At 75.5% G+C, this 16,941-nt stretch carries 9 protein-coding genes; 4 read left to right on the top strand and 5 right to left on the bottom strand.

The features are described from left to right. Window positions 1-93: 93 nt before the first annotated feature. The 4 genes from NHH00_RS12015 to NHH00_RS12000 all read left to right on the top strand — a co-directional run bounded on the left by NHH00_RS12015 (window position 94) and on the right by NHH00_RS12000 (window position 10,715). Entirely contained in the window at window positions 94-3,816 is a 3,723-nt protein-coding gene (locus tag NHH00_RS12015) for a glycoside hydrolase family 97 catalytic domain-containing protein (protein WP_253052370.1), read from the top strand. A gap of 331 nt (window positions 3,817-4,147) precedes the next feature. Next, a complete protein-coding gene (locus tag NHH00_RS12010) occupies window positions 4,148-8,125 on the top strand; it encodes a discoidin domain-containing protein (protein WP_253052368.1) in 3,978 nt (1,325 codons plus the stop codon). A gap of 189 nt (window positions 8,126-8,314) precedes the next feature. Then, window positions 8,315-9,082 carry a response regulator transcription factor gene (locus NHH00_RS12005; RefSeq protein ID WP_290445179.1) on the top strand — a complete coding sequence of 256 codons (768 nt, stop codon included), beginning with the start codon at window positions 8,315-8,317 and terminating at the stop codon, window positions 9,080-9,082. A gap of 94 nt (window positions 9,083-9,176) precedes the next feature. Further along, entirely contained in the window at window positions 9,177-10,715 is a 1,539-nt protein-coding gene (locus tag NHH00_RS12000) for a sensor histidine kinase (RefSeq protein ID WP_253052366.1), read from the top strand. 15 nt (window positions 10,716-10,730) lie between these two features. On the opposite strand, the gene NHH00_RS11995 is transcribed toward NHH00_RS12000, so the two are convergent. From NHH00_RS11995 to NHH00_RS11975, 5 genes are read right to left on the bottom strand one after another with little or no spacing between them, the layout of a single operon-like run. After that, the gene (locus NHH00_RS11995) at window positions 10,731-12,710 is read right to left on the bottom strand and encodes an HlyD family efflux transporter periplasmic adaptor subunit (protein ID WP_253052364.1); all 1,980 of its coding nucleotides are present in this window, start codon (window positions 12,708-12,710) and stop codon (window positions 10,731-10,733) included. After that, a complete protein-coding gene (locus tag NHH00_RS11990; RefSeq protein ID WP_253052362.1) occupies window positions 12,703-13,650 on the bottom strand; it encodes a hypothetical protein in 948 nt (315 codons plus the stop codon). The genes NHH00_RS11995 and NHH00_RS11990 overlap by 8 nt, the downstream gene beginning before the upstream one ends. 49 nt (window positions 13,651-13,699) lie before the next feature. Beyond that, window positions 13,700-14,917 carry an ABC transporter permease gene (locus tag NHH00_RS11985; protein ID WP_253052360.1) on the bottom strand — a complete coding sequence of 406 codons (1,218 nt, stop codon included), beginning with the start codon at window positions 14,915-14,917 and terminating at the stop codon, window positions 13,700-13,702. After that, the gene (locus tag NHH00_RS11980) at window positions 14,914-15,660 is read right to left on the bottom strand and encodes an ABC transporter ATP-binding protein (RefSeq protein WP_308202300.1); all 747 of its coding nucleotides are present in this window, start codon (window positions 15,658-15,660) and stop codon (window positions 14,914-14,916) included. The genes NHH00_RS11985 and NHH00_RS11980 overlap by 4 nt, the downstream gene beginning before the upstream one ends. Beyond that, a complete protein-coding gene (locus tag NHH00_RS11975) occupies window positions 15,657-16,904 on the bottom strand; it encodes an efflux RND transporter periplasmic adaptor subunit (protein ID WP_253052358.1) in 1,248 nt (415 codons plus the stop codon). Before NHH00_RS11975 ends, NHH00_RS11980 begins: the two co-directional genes overlap by 4 nt. Window positions 16,905-16,941: the final 37 nt, after the last annotated feature.

Below are 16,941 nucleotides of genomic sequence, written 5' to 3'. Positions count from 1 at the left end.
GGCGCGCACCCCGCGACCGCCGCGCCGCGCGGCACCCGCGCACGACCGCAGGCTGCCGACGGCCCCCAGGACGACGACGTCTCAAGGAGCCTCGTGTACCACCACATGCCGCACCATCCCACCCCGCCCCCGCCGACCGCACGACGCCGCCGCGCCCGTCTGCTCTCCGGCGCCGCCCTCACGCTCGCGCTCGTCGCGCCCGTCGGCGCCGCGGCTCCCGCGCTCGCCGCACCGGAGGCGTCCGCCTCCTCGTCGGCCGTCGAGCCGCTCGACGGGCACGAGGTCTCGTCGCCCGACGGCAGCCTCGACCTCACGGTCGGCGTCGTCGACGGGCGCCTCACCTACGACGTCGTGCGGGACGGCACGACGACGGTCGTCGGCTCCTCCGGTCTCGGCCTCGTGCTGCGCTCCCCCGACGTCGACCTCACCTCCGGGATGACCGTCGAGTCCGTCGAGCGCGACGAGATCGACGAGACGTGGACACCCGCGTGGGGCACGAGCTCGTCGGTGCGCAACCACGCGAACGAGCTCACCGTGCACGCGCGCCACTCCTCCGGCCTGGCGCTGGACGTCGTGGTCCGCGTGTTCGACGACGGCGTCGGGTTCCGCTACGTCCTGCCTCACCAGGACGCGCTCGCGAGCGGCCCGTTCGTCGTGACGGCCGAGCGGACCGAGTTCGCGCTCCCGGCGGACCTCACCGCGTACTTCATCCGCGCCGGCACGGACTGGAACGCGGACGAGAAGCACTACAGGACCGCGCCTGTCGGCGACGTGCCCGACGCGCAGACGCCGCTCACGCTCTCCCGCGGCGACGACCTGTTCCTCGCCGTCCACGAGGCCGACCTCACGGACTACGCGAGCATGACGCTCGTCCGCGGCGCGACCCCCGGGACCCTGGTGAGCGAGCTCGTCGCGCTCCCGGACGGCACCAAGGCGGTGCTCGACGCGCGCGAGAAGGACGTCGTGACGCCCTGGCGTACGGTGCAGGTGGGCCGCGCGGCGGGCGACCTCGCCGAGTCGCACCTGGTCCAGAACCTCAACCCGCCGTGCGCCGTGTGCGACGTCGACTCGGACGGCGACGGCACCGCCGACACGACCGACTGGATCGAGGCGGGGACGTACACCGGCGTGTGGTGGGAGCTCCAGCGCCGCGACACGACGTGGACCGCAGGTGCCAAGCACGGCGCCACGACCGCGCGGATCAAGGACTACATCGACCTCGCGGCCGACGCGGGGGCCCGGTACGTGCTCGCCGAGGGCTGGAACACCAACGCCGGGGGCTCCTGGACCAACCAGGACTTCACGACGCCGATGCCCGACGTCGACCTCGACGAGGTGCTGCGCTACGGCGCCGAGAAGGGCGTCGGGTTCGTCGCGCACAACGAGACGCGCGGCTACGTCGACTACTACGACCAGAACCTCGAGCGCATCTTCTCCCAGTACGAGGAGTGGGGGATCCACGCGATCAAGACCGGCTACGCGACCCGCTTCCAGCTCGGCGGCGTCAACCGCAGCCACTACGACCAGGAGGCGGTGAAGCACTACCAGCGCGTCGTCGAGGCGGCGGCGCGGCACGGCATCTCCGTCAACGCGCACGAGGCGATCAAGCCCACGGGCAAGGACCGCACCTGGCCCAACATGATGACGGGCGAGGGCGTCGCGGGCATGGAGCAGCAGAACTACATGGGCGCGAACGGCAACCCGCCGGAGCAGGCGACCATCCTGCCGTTCACGCGCTGGATCGGCGGCCCGGCCGACTACACGCCGGGCGTGCTCGACGTGCTGTGGGACCCGGCGAAGCTCAACACGCGGGTGCAGACGACCGCCACCACCCAGCTCGCGCTCTACACGACCTTCTACAGCCCGCTCCAGATGCTCGCGGACACGCCCGAGAACTACGCGAAGCACCCCGAGGCGTTCGAGTACCTGCGCGGGATGCCGGCGACGTGGGACGAGTCGCGCGTGGACGCGCAGATCGGCGACCACGTGACGACCGCCCGCCGCAGCGGCGACACCTGGTACGTGGGCGTCGTGACCGACGAGGTCGACCGCACGCTCGACGTCCCGCTGGACATGCTCGACGACGGCGTCACGTACGTCGCGGAGGTCTGGGCCGACGCCCAGGACGCGAGCTGGAAGGGCAACCCCACGGCGGTCGAGGTCACGCGGTCCCTCGTGACCTCCGACGACGTCCTCAGCGCGTCGCTCGTCGGGGCGGGCGGGCAGGCGGTCCGGCTCCGGCCCGCCACCGCGGAGGACCTCGCGGAGCTCACGCCGTACGAGCGCGCCCGTCTGGACCTCGTGGGGACGCCGACCGCGACGTTCGACCCGGCGACCGGGTCGGTCCACGTCACGGCCCAGGTCGCGAACGCGGGCAGCACGGTCGCGGAGGCGCACCTGGTCCTCGACGGCGAGACGGTCGCGGGCACGACCGCGCGGGTCGGCGGCGGACAGACGCGCGAGCTCGCGTTCACCCTCGACGCGGCCGACGTGTCCTACACGGAGCACAACGAGCTCGCCGTCGCCGGGGCGGACGGCGCGCTGGGCGAGCCCGCCCGGGCGGCGCTCCTGCCGTACCCGGACGGCGCCGCCCTGGAGGCCCTGGTGGCCGCCGCTCGCACGGACGGCGACCTCGACCCCGCGACGGCGGCGCTGCTGACGACGCGGGTCGGTGCGCTCGTCGCGGCGGCGGCCGACGCCGACCTGGGCGCCGCCCAGGTCGCCGCGCAGAGCGTGCGGACGGTCCTGCTCACGCGCTCGTCCGAGCAGGTCGGGGGAGGCGCGCTCGCGACGCTCGACACCGCGGTGGCGCCGTGGCTCGGCGAGCGGGTCGGGCTGCCGCGCGTGCTCGCCGACCTGCACGCGGCCGAGGAGGCGGGAGAGCTCACCGCGGGCGACGCCGCCGCCGCGAGGGCACCGCTGGCCGCCGCGGTCCGTGCCGCGACGCGCGACGACGACGCCGCCGTGGGCAGGGCCCTCGACCGGGCGGCCGCCGCGCTCGCCGCCCTGCCCGCCGGTCCCGCGGCCGAGGCCCTGGGCGGTCTCGTCGCGGCCCAGCGCGAGGAGCTCGTGCTCGAGGCCGAGGCCGGGACGCTGAGCGGGGGCGCGATCACGACGACCGAGCACCCCGGCTACACGGGCACGGGCTTCGTCCGCACCCTCAGCCGCGAGGGGGCGGCCTTCGCCGTGGACGTCGCGGGCGTCGCGCCGGGGACCACCTACGAGGTGAGCTTCCGCTACGCCAACGGCATGGTCGTCGCCCCCCTCGACCGCCAGCTCTCGCTCACGGTCGACGGCGTCTCGTCCGGCCCCGTCCCGTTCCCGAACCTCGGGCAGGACGCCGAACGGTGGCGTCGCTGGGGCTTCACGGAGCCGGTGCGCGTGACCGTGGGCGAGGGGACGACGCGCGTCGGCCTGCGCTACGACCGCGGCGACACGGGCAACGTGAACGTCGACCACGTGCGGCTCGTCCCCGACCGTGGCGTCGTCGTCGGGTCGTCCGGCGGCGTCGTCGGCACCGCCGCCGACGTGCGCGTCGAGGCGCAGGCGCGGTGCCTGGCCGGCAAGGCCTACGTGGCCCTGCGCGCGCTCAACGGCGAGGACGTCCCGGTCGGGCTCACGCTCGGCCTGGCGACCGCGTTCGGCGAGCGCACGGTCGCCGACGTCGTGCCCGGCGCGTCCGGCTACCAGTCGTTCGCGACGCGGGCGCGGGCCGTCGAGGCGACGACCGCGGTGGTCACCGCGCACGGCGAGCTCGGCGGAGAGCCCGTGGACGCGCAGGTGTCGGTCGACGTGCCCGCCGTCGACTGCGGCTGAGCGGACCGCCCGGTCGGCCGTCACGGCGGCCGACCGGGCGAAGTCCGCGGCGCTCCCTTCACTCCCGGGAGAACCCCGCCTATACTCGCTGTCGACAGCGCTGTCAGGTGGCCTCGCGTCACCGCGTGCGACGTCGCACCACCCGAGAGGAACGCACCGCGTGAGCATCCCCCGCCCCGCCTGAGCGGCTCCCCCGACCCGCGCGGGGGCGCCGGTCGTCCGACCCTGGACCGGCGCTCCCCGCGCGCACGCACCACCTCCCACCCGCCCGCACCCGTACCACCCGCCCGAGCACCAGCACCGTTGCCGCTCGACGACGCCCGGAGGCCCCATGACCCGCCCGCCCACCCCACCGCCCGGACGGCGCGCACGCCGCCGCGCCACCGCCGCCGTCGCGCTCGCGACCGCCGGGGCCCTGCTGCTCACCCCCGCGGTCGCGCAGGGAGCGCCCTCGGCCGCCTCCCCCGCAGCCGTGACGGCGGAGGTCGACCCCACGCCCGCGTTCGGCGCGCCCGACGCGACCGCGGCCGACTATTACGGCGCGCTGCTGCGCCACACCCGCTGGGTCGAGACCGTCTGGGACGAGTCCGCCGGGGTGTACCAGCTCAAGGACTTCAACTTCGCCGTCGTGCTGGGCAACGCCGTGCTCCTGACCCACGGCGAGTACGACGCCGAGCTCGCGGGCATCTCCGAGGAGACGCTCCGCGCGCACACGCTCGCCACGATCCGGCACTACGCCGCGAGCAACCGGTTCGTCGACCCGGCGGGCACGTGGGGCAAGAAGCTGTTCTGGGACTCGACGTTCCAGTCCTACTTCCTCGCGGCCGGGACGCTGCTGTGGGACGAGCTCGACGCGACGACGCAGGCCAACCTCACGACGATCGCGACCGGCCAGTCCACGTACACCGCCGACCTCGACTTCGGCAAGGACCCCCTCTCCGGGTCGTGGACCGCCGACTGGCCGACGGGCAAGTTCGAGGGCGACACGGCGCAGGAGGAGGTCGGCGTCTACACGCAGGCGCTCGCCCCCGGCCTCGCCTGGGCCCCCGACGACCCCGACGCGGCGCGCTGGGCCGAGCAGCTCGGCGACTGGGGCCGCAACGCGGCGGGGCAGCCGACCGCCGACCGCAACAACCCGGCCGTCGTCGCGGGCAAGCCCGTGTCGACGAACACCATGCAGACCATCCACGACACGTACCTCGTGGAGAACCACGGGTCGTTCGGCCCGCACTACCAGTCCGACATCTGGCGGTCCGGCGGGCGCAACGCGATCCACTTCCTCCTGCGTGACGAGCCGCTGCCGGAGATCCTCACGCACCAGCCCAACTCGGCGGAGCTGTGGGAGTCGATCAAGCTCGTCATGTCCGACGCGGGCGAGCCGTTCATGCCGATGGTCGCCGACCGCGAGTACCTCTACGGCCGCGACGCCATCCCGATGGCGTTCCTCGGCCAGGTGCTGCGCGACCCCGACGCCGCGCGCGCCGAGGCGAACCTCGCGGCCGCGCTCGCGGACTACCAGTCCTACGCCCCGGTCTACCGCCTCGCGAAGTTCTCCGGCGAGCCCAAGTACGAGCCGGAGGCGCGCGCCGAGATCGCCATCTCCTACCTGCTGCACGTCGAGGCCGCCGAGTCCCCCGAGGGCCCGGTCGAGCCGACGCCGCAGGACGCGTTCTTCGAGCGCCTCGCCGGGGTGCGCGACTTCGGCGCCGGCCCCGGGCTGACGGTCCAGCAGTCCGCGGACGCCTGGGCCGCGGCGTCGAGCCGCAAGGGCTTCGTGAAGTTCCCCTGGGTCCCGTCGCACGACTCGTGGCTCTTCCACGTCTCGGGCTCGACCCCCTACCTCTACCCCAGCACCGGCGCGGCCGTCGACGAGCGGCACGTGACGACGTACACCGGGCCGCGCGACGGCTTCGAGGGCACGTCGTCGGTGTTCCGGATCGGGACGGGGTACGCCGGCCAGGTCACGCTCCCGACCGGGGCCGCGGTCTACGCGTCGACCGGCGCGGGCACCGAGGACGCGAGCCTGTCCGTCCGCAACCTCGACATGAACGGGTACTCCGGCCTCGACGGGTCGCGGACCTACACGACCGCGGAGGGCGAGACCACCGCGACGCTCCCGGTGACGCGCCCCGCCGACCCCGCGGACGCCAAGGCCGCGCGCGTGGACGACCTCACCTTCGCGCCCGTCACCGCGCGGTACGTGCGGCTCCTCGGACAGCAGGGCCACCCGCAGTACGGCTACTCGATGTTCGCGTTCCACGCGTACGGCGCGGACGAGGGATCGGCGACCGACCTCGCGGCCGGCAAGGTCGCGACCGCGTCCAGCGAGGACGCCGCGAACGGCCGTACCGCGGCCCGCGTGACCGACGGCAACGCGTCGACCCGCTGGGCCGTCGCGGTCGGCGAGCGCACCCGCCCCGACTCGTGGATCCAGGTGGACCTCGGCGAGGAGACGACCGTGGGCGGCGTGCGGTTCGCGTGGGAGGCGAGCGCGGGAGCGCGGTACCTCGTCCAGACGTCGACCGACGGCCAGACCTGGACGACGGCCACGGCCTACGGCAAGGCCCCGGCGGACGTGAACGTCGCGCGCCTCGACACCGTCGACCTCACCCCGGAGGGCGCGGACGAGCCCGCGCCGGTCACGACGCGCTACGTCCGCATGCAGGGCGTGCGCGGGGACGCGGCGTACGGCTACTCGCTCTACCACCTGCGCGCGTTCTCCCCGACCGGCACGGACGTCGCGGCGGGCAAGCCGGCCACGGCGTCGAGCGCCAACGGCTCCAACCCCGCGAGCGCCGTCACCGACGGCTCGGCCACGACCCGCTGGGCCGTCGCGGTCGCGGACCGCACGAAGCCCGACTCGTGGATCCAGGTCGACCTCGGCGCCCCGACCGAGGTCAGCCAGGTCCAGCTCGGCTGGGAGGTCGCCGCGGGCCAGGAGTACCGCGTGCAGACGTCGCTCGACGGCCGGACCTGGCACGACGCCGCGTCGTTCCGGTACACCGGCGACCAGGTGCTCAGCAGCGACGGCGACTGGCTCAACGTCGAGGGCGAGGCCGGGTTCGTCGTGCGCGGCTCCGACGCGCCGGTGACGGTGTCGCGCGCGACCGACACGCGGCACGTCGTCCGGCTCACGGACGGCGCGACCGGCCCCCGGCTCGTGGAGATGGTCCCGGGCGACGCCGCGGCGACCGCCGCGCAGGCCGGGGCCCGCGTGCCCACGGCCGCCGACCCGGCGGTGCTCGTGAGCGCCGTCGACGGCTACGTCGTGGCGTTCAACCTCACGGGCGCGGACGTCGCGACGACGCTCACCGTCCCGCACGACGGCGGGGCCGTCCCCGTCTACGCGGGCACGCAGACGGTCGGCGCGGACGCCTCGACGCTCGACGTCACCGTCCCCGCGGGCGACGCGGTCGTCCTCGCACCCCGCGCGACGGTCGCCGCGCACGGCGGAGCGACCCCGGCCGGGGTCACCGTCGCCGTCGACGACGCCCGGTCGTTCCGCGTGAGCGGCGACGGGACGCCGGTCGAGCTCCGCCACGCCGAGACGGGAGCGACCCGCACGGTCGGGGCGACGCCGTCCGGCACGCGCGTCACCTTCCGGGACGCGACCCCGTTCCCGGTCGCCGACCACGCGCTGAGCACCCTCACGTTCCCCGCGTCGGTGCTGCCCGACGGCATGACGTCGCCGTCGCTCGCCGTCGACGGCGACGCCACCACGGCGTGGGTCCCCGGTCCGGACGGCCGCATGGTCACCGACCTGGGCGCACCGCGCGAGATCGGCACCGTCGTCGCCGCCTGGGAGCGGGGCGGGGCGCCGGAGTCGGTCGTGTCCGTGAGCGACGACGGCCTGACGTTCACCGACGTCGGCACCCTCGGCGCAGGGGACGTCCGCGGCACGCTCGCCGTCGACCGCACGGCGCGGTACGTCGCGCTGAGCACGTCGTGGCAGGACGGCGACCCGGGGCTCACCGCGCTGCGGGTGCTCGCGCCCGGCGCGGCGGACCCGACGTCTCCGGCAGCAGTCGCCGTCACCGCGACGGCCGAGGTCCGGTGCCTCGGCGGCAAGCCGTACGTCGCCGTGCGGGTCGTGAACGACGACGACGCGCGCCTCGACGTCGAGGTCGCCACGCCGTGGGGCTCGAAGAGCTTCCCCTCGGTGGCCCCCGGCAAGAACGCGTACCAGTCGTTCGCCGTCCGCGGCGACGCCACGGACGGTCCCGTGAGCGTCACGGCCGCGCCGTCGGACGACGCCGACGAGCGCGAGACCGTCGCGACGCCGGAGCACGGCCGACCGACCTGCGGCTGACCCCCGGCCGCCCGCGGCCGACCCCGGCCGACCCCGGCCGAACCACCCCGAACCCGGGGTCGCTCCTCGATCCACCTCCGGATCGAGGAGCGACCCCGGGTTCGGCGCGCTGGGGTGCAGCCCTCAGGACCTAGGTGACTCACAGGTTCGGCTCAGGCGCGTCACCGGGTCAGGGAGGAGGCTGGTTCCATGACCGCAGCCACCGCCCCCGTCGGCCGTCCCGACCAGCCCCGCCTGACGCGCCCGGACGGCTCGCCCGTCCGCGTGCTCGTGGTCGACGACGAGCCCAACCTCGCCGAGCTGCTCACCTCGGCGCTGCGCTACGAGGGCTGGGACGTGTCCACCGCGCTCGACGGGGGCTCCGCGATCCGGACCGCGCGCGAGACCGATCCCGACGTCGTCGTGCTCGACGTCATGCTCCCCGACATGGACGGCCTCACCGTGCTGCGACGCCTGCGCGAGCAGGAGGCCCGGAGGCCGGTGCTGTTCCTCACGGCGCGCGACGCCGTCGAGGACCGCGTCGCCGGGCTCACCGCGGGCGGCGACGACTACGTGACCAAGCCGTTCAGCCTCGAAGAGGTCGTCGCGCGCCTGCGCGGGCTGCTGCGCCGGGGCGGCGCCACCGCGCGCGAGGACTCGGTGCTCGTCGTCGGCGACCTCGAGCTCGACGAGGACGCGCACGAGGTGCGCCGCGCGGGCGAGGAGGTCCGGCTCACGGCCACCGAGTTCGAGCTCCTGCGCTACCTCATGCGCAACCCGCGCCGCGTGCTCTCCAAGGCGCAGATCCTCGACCGCGTCTGGAGCTACGACTTCGGCGGCCAGGCGAACATCGTCGAGCTCTACGTCTCCTACCTGCGTCGCAAGATCGACAAGGGCCGCGAGCCCATGATCCACACGCTCCGCGGCGTCGGCTACGTGCTCAAGCCCGCGGCGGGCGCGGCCGACGCCGGTGCCTGAGCCGTCACGGGCCGGGACGGCCCCGGCGCAGGGGACCGGGACACCGGGCCCGGCCCGCCGACGTCCCACCGCGCTGCGGCGACGGCTCGTCCTCGTGGTCGCCGGTGTCGTCCTCGTCGTGACCGTCGGGCTCGCCGCCGCCTCGACCGCGGCGCTGCGCACCCAGCTCGTCACCCAGGTCGACCACGAGCTCGAGCAGGCGAGTCAGCGGCTCGCGCAGGGGCCCGGGGGCCTTCCGCCCGGCAGGCAGCTCCCTGACGACGCGACGGGCACCCCGGCCCCGTCGCCCAGCAGCCTTCCCGACGGCGACGACCCGGCACGCCTGCCTGCCGGCATCGGTCCGGGGAGCGCGCTCGTGCGCTACGCCGACGGCGAGATCGTGCTCGCGGAGTACGTCTCGCCGACGCTCGAGCGCGTCACGCTCGACGAGGCCCAGATCGCCACGCTCGAGGCCGTCCCGGCCGACGGCAGGGCGCACGACGTCGACCTGCCGGACCTCGGGCCGTTCCGTGCCGTGCACCGGACGACGGACGACGACCAGCCCGTCGTCGTCGCCTCGAGCACGACGAGCGTCGACGCGACGGTCGAGGACTACGTCTCCGTCCAGGTCGCGCTCGGCGCCGCGGGCCTGCTCGCCGCCGTGCTCCTGGGCACGTGGCTCGTGCGGCGCTCGCTCCGGCCGCTCGACGACGTCGCCGCCGCGGCGAGCCGCGTCTCCGAGCTGGAGCTCGCGCAGGGCGAGATCGACGCGATCCCGCGCGTCCCGGCCGACCTCACCGACGAGCGCACCGAGGTCGGGCAGGTGGGCGCCGCGCTGAACCGCATGCTGGAGAACGTCGAGACCTCGCTCCAGGCGCGCCACGACTCCGAGACCCAGGTGCGGCGGTTCGTCGCCGACGCGAGCCACGAGCTGCGCACCCCGCTCGCCTCCATCCGCGGGTACGCCGAGCTCGTGCGCCGCTCCCCCGACGACGTCCCGCCCGCCACCGCGCGCTCGCTCGACCGCATCGAGTCCGAGGCCGTCCGCATGACGGGGCTCGTCGAGGACCTCCTGCTCCTCGCGCGGCTCGACGCCGGCCGCCCGCTCGACCGCGCGCCCGTCGACCTCGCCGGCCTCGCCGTGGACGCCGTCATGGACGCCCACGCCGCCGGGCCCGACCACGACTGGGACCTCGACCTGCCCGGCACCGGCGACCTGGACGTCGACCTCGCCACGGACCTGCCCGACGCGCGCGGCGAGGACACCGACGAGGACGTCGACCTCGAGGTCCTGGGCGACGAGGCGAGCCTGCGCCAGGTGCTCGCGAACCTCCTCGCCAACGCGCGCACGCACACCCCGCCCGGCACCCACGTCGCGGTACGGCTGACGACCGACGGCGAGGACGTCGTGCTCACCGTCGCCGACGACGGCCCCGGCGTCCCGCCGACCCTGCGCCCGACGCTCTTCCGGCGCTTCACGCGCGGCGACGACGCCCGCAACCGCACCGGCGGCTCCACCGGCCTGGGCCTCGCCATCGCCGACGCGATCGTCACCGCGCACGGCGGCACGATCACCGTGACGTCGGCGACCGCGGACGAACCCGACCCCACCGGCACGACCTTCACCGTCCGCCTGCCTCGCGGGTCCGGATGACCTGGATCGACGTCCTCATCCGCCGGTGCGGGAGAAGCCACCCTCAGGGAAGCCCCCCTCGGGGAAGCCCCCCTGGGGGAAGCCTCCCTGGGGGAAGCCGCTCTGCCCCTCGGACCCGCCCAGGCCGGCGAGCCCGCTCGACTCCTCGTCGTCGGGCACGAGCTCTCGGGCCAGGTCGGCCAGCACGACCTCGTCGCCTGCGGCGAGGCCCTCGGTGACCTCGGTGACCTCCGGCCCGACGGCGCCCGTCGTCACCGTCACGGTGCGCACGCCGTCGCCGTCGAGCACCCGGACCGTGCGCGCCGGCCCGTCCGCGGCCACGGCGGACGTCGGGACGACGAGGACGTCGCTCACCTCGGCGACCGCGATCGTCGCGGACGCGGACGCGCCCTCGGGCAGCTCGCCGTCGACCGCGTCGAGCGCGACGGCCGCGGCGTACGACGGGGTCGAGGTCTGCGAGTCGTCGAGGATCCCGATGCTGCTCACGGTGCCCGTGTACGCACCGCCCGTGGCGGGAACGGTCGCGGTGACGGCCTGGCCGACCTCGACCGCACCCACCTCGGCGAGGTCGAGGGTCGTCGTGAGCACGTAGCCGCCGTCGCCGAGGACGGTCACGGCCGTGTCGCTCGTGCCGACCGACGCGCCCGGGGTCACGTCCACCTGTGCCACGGTCCCGGAGATCGGCGCGGTGAGGGTGCCCGCCACCGCGGCCGCCGCGGCGATGTCGAGCTGCCGCTCGGCCACGCTGACGGCCGCGCGGTCGGCGAGGATGCGCTCCGCGGTCACGGTGCCCGACGACGTCCCGTCGCCCCTGGTCGTCGCGGATCCGCCCGACGGCGCGCCGCCCGCGGCCGACCCGACGGCCCCGGTACCGCCGCCCGAGAGATCCGGGGTCGCCCCCGCGCCCCCGCCCGAGGGAGCGGCTCCGCCCCCGGGGGACGCACCGCCGTCGGCGCCCGTCCCCGCCCCCGTGCCGGCTCCGGCATCAGGTGCCCCACCGGCGCTGCCGGAGCCGCTGCCCGGACCGGAGGCGTCGAGGAGCGCCGCCACCGCGGCGTCCAGCTCGGCGGACCTCTCGCCGAGCGTGGTCACGGCGTCGTCGAGGTTCGCCACGAGGTCCCGCAGGGCCGTCTGCGCCGCTCCGGTCGTCTGCTGGGCGCCGTCGGTCGCGGCGAGGGCCTCCTGCGCGGAGACGATCGCGGCGACGCACGCGGTCAGCTCGTCCTCGGTCACGGCGGCGTCGGCGGTTCCGGCCACGAGGACCGCGGCGCACGGGCCCTGGTCGCCGGTCGCGGCGGCGACCGCGTCGCCCGAGGTGCCCAGCGCCGCGGTGCCGGCGAGCAGGGCGTCCGCGACGGACTCGTACCCCGCGAGGAGCGCCTCCTGCGCCGTCTGCACGGCCGTCCGTGCGTCGGCCAGCGCGTCGAGCGCGGTGGTGACCGCCTGCTCGGCCTCGCTCGACCCGTCGGCGGCCGTGAGCGTCACGGCGCGCGCGCCCGCACCCGTCGTGCTGACGAGGAGCACGGACCCGCCCGCGGAGGTACCGGCCCCGACCGCGCCCGTCCCGGAGGCGGACGTCACGCTCGCCGTCGAGCCCGAGCCGGACGACTGGGCGTCGAGGTCGTCGGCGAGGGTCTGCTGCGCCTCGGCAAGGGTCTCGTTCGCGTCGTCGACGGCGTCCTGCAGCGCGTCGGCGTCGAGCGTGGCGAGGACCTGGCCCGCCTCGACGCGGTCACCGGCGGCGACGTCGACGGTCGCGACGGTGCCCGACGCGCCGAACGTCACGTCGGCGCGGCTCGCGGACGCCACGGTGGCGCTGACCGACACCTGCTGCGCGACGTCACCCGTGGCGACCGTCGCCGTGCGGTACTGCGCGGCAGCAGGCCGCAGGGCGACGGCGGCGCCCCCCGCGCCCAGCACGGCGACCGCGATGCCCGCGGCGACCCACCGGTGGCGCCGCGACCGGCGGCGACGACGAACGACCGCGTCACGCATCGCGACCGTCCTCGTCCTGGCCACCGCGCACGCCGGGGAACCCGCCCCGGCCGCCGGGGAACCCGCTCGTGCACCCGTCGTCGCCGGGAGCGGAGACGCTCAGGCTCGTCGCGGCGAACACGCCGCCGTCCTCGCTCTCGCCCTGGGCGGTGACGCACTGCCCGACGACGACGTCGTCGGCCGTGCCCGCGCGCTGGACCGTGTAGGTGGTCGCGTCGTCGACCGAGACGCTCTCCTCGGAGGTCTCCCCCTCGGGCGAGGTCGTGCGCACCGTGATCGTGGAGCCGTCGACCGTCGTCACGAGGCCCGTCGTCAGACCGCCGAAGCCTCCACCCGGCCCGCCCTCGCGGTCCGGTGCGCCCGAGGGCATGTCGGTCGGTGCGCCGTCGGGCATCTCGGGCAGGTCGGACGGCATGTCCGTCGGCGCGCCCTGAGGTCGCTCACCGCCGCCGGGGAACCCGCCACCGCCGAACCCTCCGAAGCCGCCGGTGCACGCGCCGTCCACCGGCTCGCTCACGGCGACGCTCGTGGCCGCGTCTCCCGCCGAGTCCTCGGCCTCGTCCCGCGGCAGGGAGCCGGTCACCGCCAGGACGCACGACCCGACGGTCACGTCGGTGAGCGCGCCGTCCACCGTGACGCTGATCGTGGTGTCGTCGGCCCAGACGACGGCGGTCTGCGACTCGTCGTCCTGGACCTGCGCGGTCGTCCCGTCGACGGCGGCGATCTCGCCCGAGACGCCGGGGGCACGGCCGCCGCGGCCCTGGGACGCGCCCTCGGGCGCCGCGCCCTGGTCGGCCGCGGCGTCCGACGGTGAGTCGTCGGGGGTCGCGGCGTCCAAGGCGGAGCACGCCGTGAGGGCGAGCGCGAGGCCGAGGGCGCCGAGCGCGACGAGGGCGCCGCGAGGCCGGCCGGTGCGGGGGCGCGTGGTGCGCGAGGTCATGGAGCTCTCCAGGTGTGCGTGTCGAGGATCGGGAGGGAGCAGGGCGGGGTCACTCGCTGCGCAGCGCGTCGATCGGGGCGAGGCGCGCGGCACGGACGGCGGGATACACGCCGAACACGAGCCCGATGGCCAGGGCCACGGCGATCGAGCCGCCGACGGCGAGCGGCGAGACCACGATCGAGGAGCCCAGCGCGGCCGGGAGGGCGAGCGCCGCGACGACGCCGAGCAGCGCGCCGACGAGGCCGCCGGTGACGCCGAGGATCGACGCCTCCGTGAGGAACTGACGGCGGATCGCGCCGGGCGGCGCACCCAGCGCCTTGCGCAGGCCGATCTCGCGCGTCCGCTCGGACACGGACACGAGCATGATGTTCATGACGCCGATGCCTCCGACGAGCAGCGACAGGCCGGCCACCCCGGCCAGCAGGACCGTGAGCGTGCGGTACACCGACGTCGCGGTGGACACGAGCGAGTCCTGGGAGTCGATCGTGAAGTCGGCGGCGTCCGCGCTCGACGCGCCGTGCAGCGCGAGGAGCAGCGACTGCGCCTCCTGGTAGGCGGCGGAGATCGCGTCGGTGTCGGTCGCCTTGAGGTAGATCGTGCTGACCGACGTGTTCGTGCCGCCCGTGATCGCCGACGTCATCGCGGTCATGGACACGACGGCGACGTCGTCCAGGTTCGCCGACGCGCTCGACCCGGCGGCCTCGAGGACGCCCACGACGTCGAACGTCGTCCCGGCGATGCTCACGGTGCGGCCGACGACGTCGGTCGTGCCGAACAGCTCGCTCGCGGTCTCGGGGCCGAGCACGACCTCGTCGGTCGAGGCGACGTCGACGAACGCGCCGACCGCGACCTCGCGCGAGCGCACCTCGAGCCAGTCGTCGGTGACGCCCGTGACGGTCGTCGTCCAGTTGGCGTCGCCCGCCTCGAGCGACTGCGACGACTCCTTCTCCGCGGCCACCGCCGCGACGTCGGGCACCGCGACGTCCGAGGCGAGAGCCTCGGCGTCGGCCACGGTCAGCGTCGACGCGGAGCCGAACCCGCCGCGGATCCCCGAGGAGTCGGTGGAGGACCCGGGGGTGACGATGAGCAGGTTCGACCCGAGCGAGCTGATGTCCTCGGAGACGTCCTTCTGCGTCCCCAGACCCAGCCCGACCGTGAGGATGACGGCGGCGATGCCGATGAGGATGCCGAGCACCGTGAGCAGCGAGCGCATCGTGTGCGCGCGGATCGCGTGCCACGCCGTGGCGGCGGTCTCGGTCCAGCTCATGACGCCACCACCCGCTCGTCCGACGTCACGAGGCCGTCGAGCACGCGCACGACCCGCCGGGACCGCTGCGCGACCTCGTGCTCGTGCGTGATGAGGACGATCGTGCGGCCCTGCGCGTGCAGCGCGTCGAGCAGGTCGAGCACGTCGGCGGTCGAACGGGAGTCGAGGTTGCCGGTCGGCTCGTCCGCGAGGACGAGCGCCGGCTCGCCGACGAGCGCCCGCGCGACGGCGACGCGCTGCTGCTGGCCGCCCGAGAGCTGGCCGGGCCGGTGCGCGGTGCGGTCGGCGAGGCCGACGCGGGCGAGCGCCTCCGCGGCCCGCTCCCGGCGCTCCGCCGAGGCCACGCCCCGGTACACGAGCGGGAGCTCGACGTTGCGCAGCGCGGAGAGCGACGGCAGCAGGTTGAACTGCTGGAACACGAAGCCGATCTGCTCGTTGCGCACGCTCGCCAGGTCGGTCTCGTCCAGGTCGTCGACGTCGTCGCCCGCGAGCCGGTACGTGCCCGAGGTGAGCGTGTCGAGGCAGCCGAGCACGTTCATGAGCGTCGACTTGCCCGAGCCCGACGGCCCGACGATCGCGACGTACTCGCCGCGATCGATCCGCAGGTCGACGCCGCGCAGCGCCTCGAACTCGAGGTCGCCCGTGCGGTAGGTCTTGCGCGCGCCGCACAGGTCGATGACCGGCGAGTAGCCCGGATCGGCCGGGAGACCCGCGAGACCGACCACGCTCGTCGCGGCGGTCACGAGTTCCCCCCGCGGCCGGGGAAGCCGCCGGCGGGCAGCTGCGAGGGATCGAAGCCCTCGGGGAACCCGCCCTGGCCGCGCCCGGGCATCTGGGACGGGTCGAAGCCTCCCACCCCGCCCTGGCCGCGTCCGGCGCCCGGGGTGAACGCGGTGTACTGCACGGTGTCCCCCTCCGACAGGCCGGACACGATCTCGATCATCTGGCCCGACGACTCACCGGTCTCGACGACCTGCTCCGAGGTCGACCCGTCCCCGTCCACGAGCGTCACGACCGAGGCCCCGTCGTCGTTCGTCGAGACGGCTGCGGCCGGCACGGAGAGCACGTCGGTGCGGCGCTCGGTGACGATCGAGACGTCGACGCTCACGCCGTCGTGCAGGCCCTCGGGACTGCCGGTGACCGCGACCGTCACGGGGTACGCGACCGCGCCCTGCGTCGTGGAGGGCAGACGCCCGATCTCGCTCACGGTGCCGAACACCGTCTCGGCGAGGTCGTCCGACGTCATCTCGACCTGATCTCCCGTCTCGATCGCCGCGACGTCGGACTCCCCGACGCTCACCTCGACCGTCCACGCGTCGGTCCCGACGATGGTGAACGCCGCGGTGTCGGACGAGCCGGACGACGAGGTGCTGGTCGACCCGCCGCTCGACGTGCCGGGCATCGCTCCGGCACCACCCTGGTCGGCCGCGCCGGTCGACCCGGACGAGCCCGTGCTCGACGACGGGCCCACCGTGTCCCCCACCGCGACGCCGACCGACGTCACCAGACCACCCACCGAGGCGGTGAGCGTCGCGTCGGACATCGCCGCCGCGGCCTCGTCGTACGCCTGCTGCGCGACCGCGACGGCGGACTCGCGCGCCTCGACGGCTGCCTCCGCCGCGTCGCTGCCGTCGTCGGACTCCCGCGCGTCCGCGAGGTCGGCCTGCGCCTGCGCGAGGTCCGCGTTCGCCCGCGCGAGCGCGGCGTCGAGCTGCAGGGTGTCGATCGTCGCGAGCGTCTGACCCGCCTCGACCGTGTCGCCCGCGGCGACCTCGACCGACTGCACGGTGCCCGACGCCGCGAACGACACGTCCTCCCGCACGCTCGGCGTGAGCGTCCCCGTCGTCGTCACGGTCCGCTCGAACGTCGTCGTGCTCGCCTGCGCGGTGGTCGGCTGCAGGGCTCCCGCCTCCGGGGCCGACGACGCGCGCGGCCGCAGGACCGTGAGGTAGACGACCAGCGCGGCGACCACGAGGACGGCGATCACCCCGACCACGACCGCCCGCCGGCGGGGCCGAGGCCCG

The sequence above is a fragment of the Cellulosimicrobium cellulans genome (assembly GCF_024124905.1).
Taxonomy (GTDB): Bacteria; Actinomycetota; Actinomycetes; order Actinomycetales; family Cellulomonadaceae; genus Cellulosimicrobium; species Cellulosimicrobium cellulans_G.
This window is presented reverse-complemented; position numbering and strand designations above follow the sequence as displayed.